A 13,243-nucleotide genomic window follows, 5' to 3' on the forward strand; every position below is an offset into this window, starting at 1 on the left:
GCTATTGTTCCCCCATGACCGATCATAGCCCGCAATCCCCCAGTATCCCCGCGAATGCGCAACGCGTTCTGGTCCTGCAAGGCGGCGGCGCGCTTGGCTCCTACCAGGCCGGCGCCCATCAAGCGCTGTGCGGCCATGGCTTCGAGCCGGAATGGGTCGCCGGCATCTCGATCGGCGCGGTCAACGCCGCCATCATCGCCGGCAATGAGGGCCCGACCCGCGTCAAGCGGCTGAAGGAATTCTGGGAAATGGTCTCCGCGCCGGTGCCGTGGAAACCGATCGGCAAGAGTGACCACAGCCGCGAGCTGTTCAATTCGACCAGTGCCGCACTGATCGCGACCTTCGGTGTGCCCGGCTTCTTCACGCCGCGCATTCCGCCGGCGCCGCTCTGGCCGCCGGGGCATCCCGAAGCTGAGAGCTATTACGACACCGCACCGCTGAAGAAGACGCTGGAGCGTCTGGTCGATTTCGACCGCATCAACGACCTGAAGACGCGCCTGTCGGTCGGCGCGGTTGGCGTCACCTCCGGCAACTTCAGGTATTTCGACAACTACGAGTTCAAGAAGCTCGGCAAGACCATCGGCCCCGAGCACATCATGGCCTCCGGCGCGCTGCCGCCCGGCTTTCCGTCCATCATGATCGACGGCGAGCATTATTGGGACGGCGGCATCGCCTCCAACACCCCGCTCGACTATGTGCTCGATGCCGAGACCGACCGCGACATGCTGATCTTCCAGGTCGACCTGTTTTCCGCGCGCGGCGATCTGCCGACCTCGCTGCTCGAGGCCACGGAGCGCGAGAAGGACATCCGCTTCTCCAGCCGTACGCGGATGAACACCGACAAGAACAAGCAGATCCACAACGCCCGCAGGGCCGTGCGCGACCTGATCGGCAAATTGCCGGATTATCTGAGGAACGATCCTTCGGTCGAATTCCTCGCGAAGGTATCGCGCGAAAGCACCGTCACCGTGGTCCACCTGATCTACCGCAGCAAGAACTACGAATCCTCGTCGAAGGATTACGACTTCTCCCACGTCGCCATGGTCGAGCATTGGGAGGCGGGCGTGAAGGACGTGCATCTGTCGATGCGCCACAAGGACTGGCTCGAGCGGCCTCAGTCCGGCGAGACCATGGTCACCTACGATCTCACGGGGGACGTCACCGCACCCCCGCCAAAAAGGAGCGAATAGCATGGGTAGTCTGTCAGGCAAGAATGCCGTCGTGACCGGTTCGACCAGCGGCATCGGGCTCGCTTACGCGCGTGCCTTTGCAGCTGCCGGAGCGAATGTCGTCATCAACGGCTTCGGCTCCCCGGACGACATCGAGAAAGAGCGCGCCAAGATCGAACAGGACTTCAAGGTGAAGGCGATCTATTCGCCGGCCGACATGACCAAGCCCGCCGAGATCGCCGGGATGATCGCGCTCGGAGAGAAGACCTTCGGCTCGGTCGACGTCCTCGTCAACAATGCCGGTATCCAATTCGTTTCGCCGATCGAGGAGTTTCCGCTCGAGAAGTGGGACCAGATCATCGCGATCAATCTGTCCTCGGCCTTCCACGCCATCCGCGCCGCCGTGCCCGGCATGAAGAAAAAGGGCTGGGGCCGCATCATCAACACGGCTTCGGCGCATTCGCTGGTCGCCTCGCCCTTCAAGTCGGCCTATGTCTCGGCCAAGCACGGCATCGCCGGTCTCACCAAGACCGTGGCGCTGGAAGTTGCGACCCACAAGATCACCTGCAACTGCATCAGCCCGGGCTATGTCTGGACGCCGCTGGTGGAGAGGCAGATTCCCGACACGATGAAGGCGCGCAATCTGACGCGCGAGCAGGTCATCAACGACGTGCTGCTCGATGCGCAGCCGACCAAGGAGTTCGTCACCTCGGAGCAGGTCGCCGCGCTGGCGCTGTTCCTGTGTGGCGACGATGCCGCGCAGATCACCGGCACCAACCTCTCGATCGACGGCGGCTGGACGGCGGAGTAGGCACGACGGTGCCGTAGGGTGGGCAAAGGCGCGAAAGCGCCGTGCCCACGCTCTGTATCTGATCGAAAATGGTGGTGGGCACGCTTGCGCTCTGCCCACCCTACGATTCCGGCGTTCGCTTCCCGCTCAATGTCCCCAGGCCAGCGCCGTCACAAAGGCGGATGACAGGTGCAGCTCCGCAAACATGATCTTGCCTGCGACCACGAACAGGACGCTCGCAAGCGTCAGGCGCAGCACCGTCTCGGGCACGCGCGTAGCGCTGAAGCTGCCGACGATGATGCCGGGCAGTGAGCCCATCAGCAGCACGCCCATCAGCGCCCAATCCACATCGCCGAGCGCCCAGTGCCCGATGCCGGCGACCAATGTCAGCGGCACCGCATGGGCGATATCGGAGCCGACGATGGTCACCATGGGCAGGCGAGGGTAGAGCAGCAGCAGCACGGTCACGCCGACCGCACCGGCGCCGACCGACGAAATCGAGACCAGCACGCCGAGCACGATGCCGGTGACGACGGTCGCAATGGCGGTGATACGCTCGTCGACCTGTTCGAGCCGGCGGCGATAACGCTCCATGATGGATTTGCGGAAGATCAGCGACGTCGCGGTCAGTAGCAGCGCGAAGCACAGCACCAGATTGACCAGATTGCGCTCGGAATCGCTCTTGAGGTCAAGCTTCCACAGCACCAGCAGCGTCAGCGCACTCGCAGGAATGCTGCCGCAGGCGAGCCGCAGCACCGCCGGCCAGTGCACGCTGCGCGACCAGCCATGCACCACGCTGCCGCCGGTCTTGGTGGCGGCGGCATAGAGCAGGTCGGTTCCGACCGCTGTGGAGGGATGGACGCCGAACAGCAGGATCAAGAGCGGCGTCATCAACGAGCCGCCGCCCACGCCGGTCATCCCGACAAGCAGGCCGACGCCGAATCCTGAGGCGACGTAGAGTGGATCGAACATATCAGGGGAATCTTAGGTTGGTCTCGTCGGTTAGGCAATACGACGTAGAATAAAGTTCCCCTAATGCGCAACTGTTTGGGCAGAATAAGAAAAATTTTGCATCAGGTTCACTAAGGAGAGGCATTTTACCTCCTTCCTGTGGGTGCTCTGACAGAGCCGTTCCCCGGGCAAGCAGCGAGCACGCCAGGCGCGCAGCGCCTATTTGCCGAACGCCAGCACGTGCAGTCCGAGCCGCTGCCGCACGATCCAGAACAAGAGCACCGTCTCGAAGGTGAGGGAGATCGAGGTTGCGGCCGCGGCGCCGTGGCCGCCGTAGCGCGGGACGAGCGCGATGCAGAGCAGGAGGTTCATCACGAAGGCCAGTGCATATGCGAGCGCGCAGATCTTCTGCTGACCGAGCATGTTGAGCAGCCGTTCGACCGGGCCGATCGCGGAGCGCACCACCAGGCCAATCGCGGCGACGAACATGATGTCGTAGCCGACCACGAATTGCGGCCCGAACAGCCAGAGCAGCGGCTTGCCGAGCGCAAGCAGCACGATGGTCGCCGCCAGCGACGGCCAGAACGTCCAGCCGATCGCATGCGCGACATAGGCCGACAGCCGTGCCTTGTCGCCGCTCGCGTTGTATTCGGCGAAGCGGTGGGCCGTCGTCGCCGACATCGCGTAGTGGATGAAGGAGACCAGCGCCAGCGTCTTCACGACGGCGAAATAGACGCCGACCTCGTCGGAGGGGCGGAATTGCTGCAGCACCAGCACGTCGGTGTAGGACAGCAGGAGGTAGAAGCTCTCGACCAGCAGGATCGGCAGCGAGACGGCGAGCCAGCCGCCAATGTCGTAGGTCTTGGGACCGGGCACGATATGATCGGCGAGCTTGCGGTTCAGCACCACCATCTGCCCGGTCATCGCGATCCAGACCGCGCCGGCGCTCGCGGCCATCGCGGCGACCGCGCCAAGATGATAGCCGAGCAGGAAGGCGATAGCCGTGATGCCGATGATCAGCGCCTGACGGATGATGAATTGCGGCATCAAGCCGAGCTGCATCCAGTCATGCGATCGCGCGATGCCGTCCTGGGTGTTGGCAACGACGAAGGCGGGCAGCGTCATGCAGCCGATATAGAGCGGCAGCTCCTCGGCCGGGTCGATCCAGGGCGACAGCAGCTTGACGATGCCGGCAAGGGCGAGAGAGACCAGCGTGGATACGGCAAAGGTCAGCCAACGGCTGCCGGAGAGAAAGCCGCGCAGCAACGCCTGCTCGCCGCTGGTGCGATACTCCGGAATGATTTTCTGCGCCGAGGCCGAGATGCCGAAATCCATCATGCTGCCGAGCAGCAGCACCCAGGTCCACACATAGACATAGACGCCGTAGTCGGACGTGCCCATCCAGCGCGCCAGCAGCACCTGCGAGACATAGGCGAGCCCGGCGCTGATCACGCGGATGATGAAGATGGTGCCGGCAAGCCGCCGCGTCAGCGATGCCTCGCTCGGGCCGCCCGTCAGCTTGGTCCGCAGCCGTGCGATCAGCCCGGCCGGTCCGGTCGTTGCGGGTTCTGCATCCATTACGGCCAATACGCGATTCCCCAAGCGCCCACATCAGGCGTCCCGCATGCTGCGCAGCCTCGGGATTAGCAACCCTTCGTTAAGATTTGGTTGGGTGAGCTCCCATCATCGCTGTCGTCCCGGACAAGCGTAAGCGCAGATCCGGGACCGATAACCCAGGGTGTGGTTTGGCGAAGATTGGCAACCACCAGCTCGTGCAACAACGCAGGCCTGTGGCTATGGGTCCCGGATCTGCGCGCGCTTGAGGCGCGCTTGTCCGGGACGACAGCCGAAAGTGAAGTGACAGCGGTGCAACTCACCCGTCTGGGCCTCGGCCTTCGCCGGGACGACCGCTCACTCCAGATTCGTATTGAACTCGTAGGACTTCTCCGGTCCGACCAGCGTGAACTTCAGCGCCGCGCCGTCGGGCTTGGCGCCCGGCGGCAATCCATCGAGCTCGAACGAGAAGCGTTTGACGCCGACCGGGCTGGGCTCGACCTGGGCCGGGATCGGCAATGCCCAATCGGGCGTCGGCCCTTCCACATACAAATTGACGTTGCGGCTATCAGGCACGACGACGTCGACGACCACATTCTTGGGTCCGTCGCGCTTGACGTCGCGGATGGTGAGTGGATTGGGATCGCCGATATTGGCAGGCTTGGGCACCGTATCGAGCGCGGCACGCAAATTGGCATCCTCGGTCGAGGCGACGCTGTTGAAGCCGAGCTCGGCGCTGGCCTCGACCGGAATGCAGAGCTTCTCGCACACCGCGTAATTGATCTCGGCGCGCAAGGTCACCGGCTTGTCGGCCGCCTTGGCGACGATGCGTAAGGGCAGCACGATCTGGTTGTGATAGCCGATCGAATGGCCGCCCGCGCCGTCGTCGAATTTCAGCGGCGCAGGCCACATCACCGTCACCGCCTCAACATTGTCCGACTTCGAGAAGTCGAACCGCGGCGGCACCCCGGAATCCCCGGGGGTGCGCCAGTAGGTCTTCCACCCTTGCTGGAGCTGGAAGGCAATACCGCCGAGCAGGACGGCGCCACTGCGCGATCCCGCCAATAGCCGCACTGCGGAGTGGCCGTCGCGCTGCCACGGCGAAGCGTCATCGGCGCGGGCTGCGATGGCCAGCGACGACGCAAGCAGGGTTGTCGCGACGCCAATCGCCGCACGCAGGGGAACTCTTGTGAGCATAGCACGTCTTTACAGGGTCACCCCCGGGCAAACCATTGAATTGCTTGTGATGGATGCACTTGAATCGAGTCTCTGCAAGCCTTGATTTGACAGCGGCCCGGCCCGACATCAGGATAGGAATTGAAACCGGAGTGCTTAGCGATGGCTCCCACAAGCAAGAGGACGGGGGAAAGCACCCGCAGGGCAGGCCCCGCGCTCCCCAATTCGGCCGGTTATCTCGACGGCCGGCTGCTGATCGCGATGCCCGTGATGGGCGATTCCCGCTTCGAGCGTTCGGTGATCTATCTCTGCGCCCATTCGGCGGAGGGAGCGATGGGCATCATCGTGAATCACCCGGCCGGCAGCATCGACTTCCCCGAGCTCTTGCAGCAGCTCGGCATTATCAAGAAGGGCGAGCACATCAAGCTGCCGGAGAACGCCGAAAGCATGAAGGTGCTGCGCGGCGGCCCGGTCGATACCGGCCGCGGCTTCGTGCTGCATTCCAGCGACTTCTACATCGAAAACGCGACGCTGCGGATCGATGAGGGCGTCTGCCTCACGGCGACCGTCGACATCCTGCGCGCCATCGCCAACGGCTCCGGCCCCAAGCACGCCATTCTCGCGCTCGGCTATGCCGGCTGGGCGCCCGGCCAACTCGAGACCGAGATCCAGAGCAACGGCTGGCTGCATTGCGATGCGGATGCGGATTTGATTTTCGGCGACGACGTCGACGACAAGTACGGCCGCGCCTTGCGCAAGATCGGCATCGATCCCGGCATGCTCTCGAACGAGGCGGGACACGCGTAGCGATAGGCTCCGCTGTATTAGCTCCACTTGCCGCTGTCGTCGCCCGGCTTGACCGCGCGACCCAGTACGCCGCAGCCTGTCGGTTCAATCACAGCCGTCTCTGGAATACTGGATCGCCCGGTCAAGCCGGGCGACGACACCATTTGCGGAGCAGCGCTTTGCCGCACTACTCCGCCGCCTGCTGCTGCACCGTCGGCTCTGTCCCCGCCACGGTCGCGCGGCGCATGTCGCGAGGTTGCGACTGGTCGTAGCGGCGGACGCGGTGCATGGTCTGGCGGTTGTCCCACATCACGAGGTCATGCAGCTTCCATTTGTGCGCGTAGACGAACTCGGCCTGCGTCGCGTGCTCGTTGAGATCGCGCAGCAGTAGCCGCCCTTCCGGCACGCTCATGCCGACGATCTTGCCGGCATGCGATGACAGATAGAGCGACTTGCGGCGATGGACGGGATGGGTGCGCACCAGCCGTTGCAGCACCGGCTTGAACATCTCCTTCTCTTCGTCGGTATATTCGGTGAAGCCGAGCGATCCCCGCGAATACATCAGCGAGTGTTCGCAGACGAGGTCATCGATCTCCGCCTTGGTGTCGTCGTCGAGCGCGTCATGGGCGGCGCGCATGTCGGCGAATTCGGTGTTGCCGCCCTTCGGGTTCACCACCCGCGCCGACAGCAGCGAGAACTTTGCAGGGATCGGGCGGAACGAGCTGTCGGAGTGCCACAGGCAGTTGCCGAGGTTGAACAGATTGGCGCGGCTGTCCTTCGGCAGCGGCTTGCCGTCCTTGCCGAGATTGGAGACGTCATTCAGGCCCGAGGTGAGGCGGTATTCATCCGCCTTGGTGATGTTGCCGCCGCGCGCTTCCTCGCGCTGGCCGAAATTCAGCGCGAACGCCATCTGCTGCTCATCGGTGATGTCCTGGTTGTGGAACACAAGCACCGCGTATTTGTCCATCGCGGACTCGATCTCGCGCGCCTCATCCGGTGTGAGCGGCTTTCGCAGATCGAGGCCGGAGACCTCGCCGACAAAATGCTTCTGAAGCTGCCGGATCGCGATCGTCATGGCGTTTTCTCCCGCGGGTCGCGAGCGGTTGGTCCCGCTCTGTCGGCTAAAAAGCTACTCCCCGACCCAGAGTTGTCAACGCTCGGCGTGCATAGCTGCCCGTAGCCCGGATGGAGCGAAGCGTAATCCGGGGTTCTCACCTCGCGGAAAGACCTCCCCGGACTGCGCTACGCTCCATCCGGGCTACACCCCTTAACTCCTACGCGTTCCGCGCCATCAACCCGCCGTCGACAGGGATCACCGCGCCGGTGAGGAAAGACGCCGCCGGCAGGCACAGGCTCAGCGTCATATGCGCGACCTCCTCGGGATCGCCGTAGCGGCCGAGTGCGGTGCGGCGCTTGGCGTAGATCGTCTTGTGCTCCTCCGAGATGCGGTCGGTGATCCCGGTGCGGATCGGGCCCGGACAGATGCAATTGACGGTGATGCCCTCGCGGCCGAGCTCTACCGCCAGCGAGCGGGTGAGGCTCGCAACGCCGCCCTTCGCTGCTGAATAGGGGCTGTGCAACGCGGTGGCGCCGAGCGCCTCGGTCGAGGCGATGTTGACGATGCGCGGGCTGTTCGATTTGCGCAAGTGCGGCAGCGCAGCGCGGATGATGCGCGGATGCGCCGTCAGCATCACCGCGATGCCTCTGGCCCAGGCGTCCTCATAGCCCTCGTCGTCAATCGCAACCCGCACGGAGATGCCGGCATTGTTGACGATGATGTCGATTGCGCCGAAATGCGCCGCGACCTCACCGACGACGCGCTTGATCTCGTCACCGTCGGCAACGTCGAGCTCCCAAGCCTTTCCTGCGCCGCCGCTCGCGGCAATCTCCTTGGCAACCGCACGCGCGCCTTCGCCGTCGAAATCGGTGACGGCGACGTTGGCGCCTTCTGCGGCGAACAAGCGCGCGGTCGCGCGCCCCATGCCGCTGGCCGCGCCGGTGACGAGAACGGTCAAGCCCTTGACGGACCGGCTGAGCTGCTTGAACTCGGACATGCTGTTTCCTCAGAGATGCTTGTTCTTGTTATGATTGACAAGGCTGGCATCGATCCGCAGACAGGTCAAACAAGCAAAACGAAAAGGGAGGCCGCGATGGCGAACGAGCTCGATTTCTCAGGCAAGCAGGTGCTGGTCATCGGCGGTTCGAGCGGGATCGGCAACGGCATCGCGCAAGCGTTCCGCACGAGGGGCGCGCGTGTGGCTGTTTGCGGCACGCGGGCACAGCCGCAGGATTATTCGATCGAAGAGGGCTCCGATCTCACGGGCCTGTCTTATGCGCAGCTCGACGTCGGCAACCCCAGTGCGATCGAGGCATTCAAGCCGTCCTTCGACAGGCTCGACGTGCTCGTGCTCGCGCAAGGCGCGGTGCTCTATCGCCGCGGCGAATTCGAGATGAGTGGCTTCCGCAAGGTGGTCGAGGTCAATCTCATGAGCCTGATGGCTTGCGCCACGCGATTTCATTCCATGTTGCGGGATTCCAGGGGCGCGCTGATCATGGTGTCCTCGACCGCGGCCTATCATTCCACCATGGGCAATCCCGCCTATAACGCCTCGAAGACCGGTGCGGTCGGATTGACGCGGACGCTGGGCGAGGCCTGGGCCGAGGACGGCATCCGCGTCAACGGGATCGCGCCCGGGCTCGTGGACACCAAGATGACGAAGGTGACGACCGACAATCCGAAGCGGCTCGAAGGCGCGCTCGCGCGCATCCCGCTGCGGCGATTGGGCACGCCGGCCGACATGGCAGGCGCGGCGCTGTTCCTGGCCTCGCCGCTGTCGTCCTACATCATCGGCCAGACGCTGGTCGTCGATGGCGGGCTGATTCTGTAGCGGGCTCATCTTGTAGCCCGGATGAGCGCAGCGTAATCCGGGTCTGCGATACGGTTAGCGCTGTCCCGGATTTCGCTTCGCTCATCCGGGCTACTCTTTCGTAGAGGCTTGGAACTGCGCTGCTCCTGATCGGTTACTTGGGCTGACCCCCGAGGAGGAGCATCATGGATACGGATCGGATTGTTGGATCGGCCAAGGAATATGCCGGACGCGCGGAAGGCGCGATCGGAGACATGGCAGGCGATGCGAAGACGCAGGCATCGGGCAAGGCCCGGGAAGCTGCGGGCACGGTGCAGAATCTCTATGGCCAGGCCAAGGATGCCGTGCGCGATGCCACGGACACCGCCGCCGGCTACGCCAAGGACGCCTATGAGAACAGCGGCGAGACTTTCCGCGATGGGACACAGGCACTGTCGAAGAAAGTGCAGGACAATCCGCTCGGCTCGCTGCTGGTCGCCGGCGGAATCGGGTTTGCGCTCGCGCTTCTGATGTCGCGGCCTGCGCGCCGTCCGCCGCCGCGCTGGCGCTATTACGGCTGAGCGACAAGCACTCACTCGTGCCCCGGACGCGCTGCAGCGCCAGAGCGCTGCTGCGCAGAGCCGGGGCCCATTCTTTTGTAAGAGAGTTCGCGTGAGAGAGCTGGGTCCCGGCTCTGCGTCGCATCACCAAGAGGTGCTGCGCCGCGTCCGGGACACGGCGGCAATTACCGGAACATCTCGGCGGAGCGCCCAACATTTCCAGGCGGACGTGGAGCCCCTGGATTGAGATTCGGATTGCGCGGCCCGGGCGCCAGCTGACGCGGCGGTGGCTGCGGCGAGCCGAAGCCGAAGAAATCACGGAACGTCGGCGCGGCCTGTGCCGGCTGCTGCACCACCGGCGGCTTCTTCGGCGCGAGCTTTGGCGGCGCCATCGCAGCCGCGGCACCCGGTGCGCCTGGAGCAACACCGCCCTCAGGCGTCGTCGCCGCAACAGGCGTATCGCCCTTGGCCTGCTCGCGCCCGACTTCGCGGCGCGGCCAGGCATAATCGTCGGCACGGCCGGCCGGGGCCGTCAGCGGCTCGCCCTTCACCATCGTCTTCGCAGCGAGCGCATCGACGGCGGCGGGACGCGTGCCCGGTCCGCCCAGCAATTGATCCGTCGAGATCGAGGCTGCAACCAGCGGCACGATCGGCCCCGCCAGCGGCCGTGGCGCGGGCTTGCCGGGCTCGGCGCTGGTGTCGGGCGTCGCCGGCTCGCTCGGCAGCGCGATCGGGCCGGAGCGTCCCGCAAGTAGGCGCGTGATCTCGCGCTCGACATAGTGCGCGAGCTTGCGCGCGCCGGGTTTGGTGAAAAAGACGCCGTCAGAGCTGCGAAGCTGACGGATCTGGCCTTCGAAGTCGGGACCCTTCTGGAGGAAGCGGCCGGCCTCGTCGACAAAGCCGTCCCAGACGTCGACATAGGTAATGCCGGCCTTGGCCGCGCCTTCGCGATAGAGCGAATCCAGGAACAGCATGTCCGCCGTGCCCTTCTGCCCGCGGATGGCGGGAAGACCGACCCAGAGCACCGGCACGCCCTTGGCCTTGAGGACACCTGCCAGTTCTTCGATCTTCTTGCCGTAAAGCTCGACCCAGCGATCGTCGCGGAATTCGTAGAGGCCGTTCGGATTGCGGGCCGTTTTTTCGGGCGCCGCCACAGGCGTATCGGCGTTGTCGGCATCATCCTGCGGCAGGTCGGCATCGGCAGGCTTGTCGTCGGGCTTGGCGGCGGCATCGGTACCGGGTTTGGTCTCGCCGGGCTTGCCCGGTTGCTTGGCGCGCGCGCCCTTGTCGTTCTTCTTGTCTTTGTCTTTATCCGTGGCCTTGTCCGGCTTGTCGGCGACAGGCTCGCGGATCGCGGCGCGATCGTTGAGGCCGAGCATGACGACGATGACGTCAGGCTTCTCGGTCTCGAGGATGCCCCTGGCCGCTGCCGCCCAATCCGAGGGCTCACCCTTCGGCTGGTACCTGATCAGGCCGGACGTGGTCTTGTGCTTGCGGATCACGCCCATGTCGGGCTGCTCGGTGTAGGCGTCTTCCAAACCGTAACCGAGCCAGTCGGCCATGGCGTCGCCGATCACCAGCACGTTCTTCTCAGGGATGGTGTCGCGTTTCGCAGGCGCCGGCGCGCGCGAAAAATCCTGGCGTGGTGCCTGCGGCTGTTGCTGCTGGAATGGTGCAAAGAAGTCGCCGCCGAACCAGCCGCCGCCACCTCCACCTCCGCCCCGTTGTGGCGGTGGTGCCGAGCGCTGCGGCGGGCCGCCGAATCCGGGGAAGTTGAAGAACTGCGCCGAGGCGGGCCCTGCGACCGAGACCAGAATCGCAAGCGCCGTCCCCAGCGCGATCAACGGGCCGGTCTCGGTTAGCGCCTTGAACAGGGACTTTTTCGACATGCGATCTCGGGCACGCGCAACGGGGATCGGAAGCGGCTCAATATAATAACGGAATCGGGCGCCAAACAGGCAAATTCCGTTGCAGATTCTTGCGCCATACACCGGGGAACAGCCGCCTCCGTCAAGGCTGCCTGCCGGAATCCCTGTTCAGGGTTACTTTCGGGGCGATTTTACCGCCCGCGCAGCCGGTCCAGCACGTCGGAGGAGGCAAAGCCGTCGGCGGGGACCCCGATCGAGGCCTGGAAATTGCGCAGGGCTTCCCGGGTCTGGCCGCCAAACTGGCCGTCCGGGGTGCCCTTGTAGAAGCCGCGCTGGGCCAGGATCTGCTGCAGTTCCAGCCGCTCGGTGCGCGACAGCTCGCGCTCCTGGCGCGGCCAGGGCTGCACGAAGGGCTGCCCGCCGCGCAGGCGGTCGGCGAAATGGCCGATCGCCAGCGCATAGGCCTCGGCCGGGTTGTACTTCATGATGACGCGGTAATTCTGCAGCATCAGGAAGCCGGGGCCTTGCGCGCCGGCCGGCGCCAGCAGATAGGCTTTCTCCGCCGGATGCGGGAACGGCTGGCTCGTCGCCCGCTTCAGCCCGAGCTTTTCCCATTGCGCGATCGTCATCGCCTTGGCGCGATCGGCCAGCATATAGTTGAATCCCTGGGGCACCACGACCTCAAAGCCCCAGGTCTGACCGGCCTGCCAACCGTCTTTCTTCAGATTGTTGGCGGTCGAGGCGATCAGGTCGGTGGGATTGTCGACGACGTCGCGCCTGCCGTCACCGTCGCCATCGACGGCAAAGCGCTTGAACGCAGTCGGCATGAACTGGGTCGGGCCGAAGGCGCCGGCCCAGGAGCCGCGCATCTGCTCCGGTCTGAGGTCGCCGCGATTGACGATCTCCAGCGCGGACAGGAACTCGTCCTTGAAATAGGCCTGGCGGCGGCCGACGCAGGCGAGCGTCGCGGTCGATTGCAGCACGCTGCGGTCGCCCATCTGCGTCGAGTAATTGGACTCGATGCCCCAGATCGAGGCGATGATGTAGCGGTCGACGCCGGTGGCCTTTTCGGTGGCGTCGAACTGCGCCTTGTATTTGGCGAGAACCTCGCGGCCTTTGGCGAGGCGGTTGTCGTTCACGAGGATGTCGAGATAGTCCCAGATCGACTTGGTGAACTCCGGCTGCGAGTCCATCAGGTCCATGATGCGCAGGTCGGGCGAGAGCCCGGCCGTGAAGCGCTGAAAATTATCCTGCGTGATGCCGCGTCGTGCGGCATCCGGCCACAACCCGGCAACGCAATTGCTGAAGTTGCCGGCGGCCTCGCGGATCGCCGCGGCCGTCATCAGCGGATGGCCCGAAGCGCCGTCCTCGCCGCTCCAGGGAAGTGCGCCGCCGGGGCCGGGCGCAGGTTGCGAGGGCGCGGGGGGCGGACCCGAGAAGATGCCGCCGAACAGGTTGGACAGGCCGTTCTGCGCCTGGGCGTGCGCGCTGACAGGCAGCAGCACAGCGGCCGCAATCATCATTGCGCCGCTTAGGGATACCG

Annotated in this window: 12 protein-coding genes; 5 read left to right on the forward strand and 7 right to left on the reverse strand. The window is 64.8% G+C overall.

The annotated features are described in order from the left end of the window. The first annotated feature begins 14 nt into the window (after positions 1–14). Entirely contained in the window at positions 15–1,190 is a 1,176-nt protein-coding gene (locus IVB26_RS04905) for a DUF3734 domain-containing protein (RefSeq protein ID WP_247970818.1), read from the forward strand. 1 nt (position 1,191) lies between these two features. Continuing rightward, positions 1,192–1,980, forward strand: a complete 789-nt coding sequence (locus tag IVB26_RS04910) for a 3-hydroxybutyrate dehydrogenase (protein ID WP_247970819.1) — start codon at positions 1,192–1,194, stop codon at positions 1,978–1,980. A gap of 126 nt (positions 1,981–2,106) precedes the next feature. Here IVB26_RS04910 and IVB26_RS04915 read toward each other — a convergent pair whose 3' ends face one another. The 3 genes from IVB26_RS04915 to IVB26_RS04925 all read right to left on the reverse strand — a co-directional run bounded on the left by IVB26_RS04915 (position 2,107) and on the right by IVB26_RS04925 (position 5,661). Next, the gene (locus IVB26_RS04915; RefSeq protein ID WP_247970820.1) at positions 2,107–2,931 is read right to left on the reverse strand and encodes a sulfite exporter TauE/SafE family protein; all 825 of its coding nucleotides are present in this window, start codon (positions 2,929–2,931) and stop codon (positions 2,107–2,109) included. A 198-nt stretch (positions 2,932–3,129) separates the two neighbouring features. Continuing rightward, positions 3,130–4,497, reverse strand: a complete 1,368-nt coding sequence (locus IVB26_RS04920; RefSeq protein WP_247970821.1) for a lipopolysaccharide biosynthesis protein — start codon at positions 4,495–4,497, stop codon at positions 3,130–3,132. Between the two features lie 324 nt (positions 4,498–4,821). After that, positions 4,822–5,661, reverse strand: coding sequence for a protein-disulfide reductase DsbD domain-containing protein (locus tag IVB26_RS04925; RefSeq protein ID WP_247970822.1), 840 nt, complete (start codon positions 5,659–5,661; stop codon positions 4,822–4,824). A gap of 141 nt (positions 5,662–5,802) precedes the next feature. Here IVB26_RS04925 and IVB26_RS04930 point away from each other — a divergent pair, with 141 nt between their 5' ends. Beyond that, a complete protein-coding gene (locus tag IVB26_RS04930) occupies positions 5,803–6,447 on the forward strand; it encodes a YqgE/AlgH family protein (RefSeq protein ID WP_247970823.1) in 645 nt (214 codons plus the stop codon). 166 nt (positions 6,448–6,613) lie between these two features. Here the strand turns inward: IVB26_RS04930 and IVB26_RS04935 are convergent, their stop codons facing one another. After that, the gene (locus IVB26_RS04935) at positions 6,614–7,501 is read right to left on the reverse strand and encodes a TauD/TfdA dioxygenase family protein (protein ID WP_247970824.1); all 888 of its coding nucleotides are present in this window, start codon (positions 7,499–7,501) and stop codon (positions 6,614–6,616) included. Positions 7,502–7,700: 199 nt separating this feature from the next. Then, on the reverse strand, positions 7,701–8,480 hold the full coding sequence (locus IVB26_RS04940) for an SDR family NAD(P)-dependent oxidoreductase (RefSeq protein WP_247970825.1): 780 nt from the start codon (positions 8,478–8,480) through the stop codon (positions 7,701–7,703). A gap of 96 nt (positions 8,481–8,576) precedes the next feature. Between IVB26_RS04940 and IVB26_RS04945 the strand changes: the two genes are divergently transcribed. Next, the gene (locus IVB26_RS04945) at positions 8,577–9,314 is read left to right on the forward strand and encodes an SDR family NAD(P)-dependent oxidoreductase (RefSeq protein ID WP_247970826.1); all 738 of its coding nucleotides are present in this window, start codon (positions 8,577–8,579) and stop codon (positions 9,312–9,314) included. 164 nt (positions 9,315–9,478) lie between these two features. Further along, positions 9,479–9,853: a CsbD family protein gene (locus IVB26_RS04950; RefSeq protein ID WP_247970827.1), complete on the forward strand. Its 375-nt coding sequence runs from the start codon at positions 9,479–9,481 to the stop codon at positions 9,851–9,853. Positions 9,854–10,017: 164 nt separating this feature from the next. Here the strand turns inward: IVB26_RS04950 and IVB26_RS04955 are convergent, their stop codons facing one another. Both IVB26_RS04955 and IVB26_RS04960 read right to left on the reverse strand, forming a co-directional pair. Then, entirely contained in the window at positions 10,018–11,721 is a 1,704-nt protein-coding gene (locus IVB26_RS04955; protein ID WP_247970828.1) for an SGNH/GDSL hydrolase family protein, read from the reverse strand. 170 nt (positions 11,722–11,891) lie between these two features. Beyond that, positions 11,892–13,223: a lytic murein transglycosylase gene (locus IVB26_RS04960; RefSeq protein WP_458309313.1), complete on the reverse strand. Its 1,332-nt coding sequence runs from the start codon at positions 13,221–13,223 to the stop codon at positions 11,892–11,894. Positions 13,224–13,243 lie beyond the last annotated feature (20 nt).

Source organism: Bradyrhizobium sp. 195, assembly GCF_023101665.1.
Taxonomy (GTDB): domain Bacteria; phylum Pseudomonadota; class Alphaproteobacteria; order Rhizobiales; family Xanthobacteraceae; genus Bradyrhizobium.

Excerpts from the sequence above, each read along its gene's own strand:
- IVB26_RS04905 (WP_247970818.1), top strand. The coding sequence starts at position 15 with ATGACCGATCATAGCCCGCAATCCCCCAGTATCCCCGCGAATGCGCAA.
- IVB26_RS04910 (WP_247970819.1), top strand. The coding sequence starts at position 1,192 with ATGGGTAGTCTGTCAGGCAAGAATGCCGTCGTGACCGGTTCGACCAGC.
- IVB26_RS04915 (WP_247970820.1), bottom strand. The coding sequence starts at position 2,931 with ATGTTCGATCCACTCTACGTCGCCTCAGGATTCGGCGTCGGCCTGCTT.
- IVB26_RS04925 (WP_247970822.1), bottom strand. The coding sequence starts at position 5,661 with ATGCTCACAAGAGTTCCCCTGCGTGCGGCGATTGGCGTCGCGACAACC.
- IVB26_RS04930 (WP_247970823.1), top strand. The coding sequence starts at position 5,803 with ATGGCTCCCACAAGCAAGAGGACGGGGGAAAGCACCCGCAGGGCAGGC.
- IVB26_RS04935 (WP_247970824.1), bottom strand. The coding sequence starts at position 7,501 with ATGACGATCGCGATCCGGCAGCTTCAGAAGCATTTTGTCGGCGAGGTC.
- IVB26_RS04940 (WP_247970825.1), bottom strand. The coding sequence starts at position 8,480 with ATGTCCGAGTTCAAGCAGCTCAGCCGGTCCGTCAAGGGCTTGACCGTT.
- IVB26_RS04945 (WP_247970826.1), top strand. The coding sequence starts at position 8,577 with ATGGCGAACGAGCTCGATTTCTCAGGCAAGCAGGTGCTGGTCATCGGC.
- IVB26_RS04950 (WP_247970827.1), top strand. The coding sequence starts at position 9,479 with ATGGATACGGATCGGATTGTTGGATCGGCCAAGGAATATGCCGGACGC.
- IVB26_RS04955 (WP_247970828.1), bottom strand. The coding sequence starts at position 11,721 with ATGTCGAAAAAGTCCCTGTTCAAGGCGCTAACCGAGACCGGCCCGTTG.
- IVB26_RS04960 (WP_458309313.1), bottom strand. The coding sequence starts at position 13,223 with ATGATGATTGCGGCCGCTGTGCTGCTGCCTGTCAGCGCGCACGCCCAG.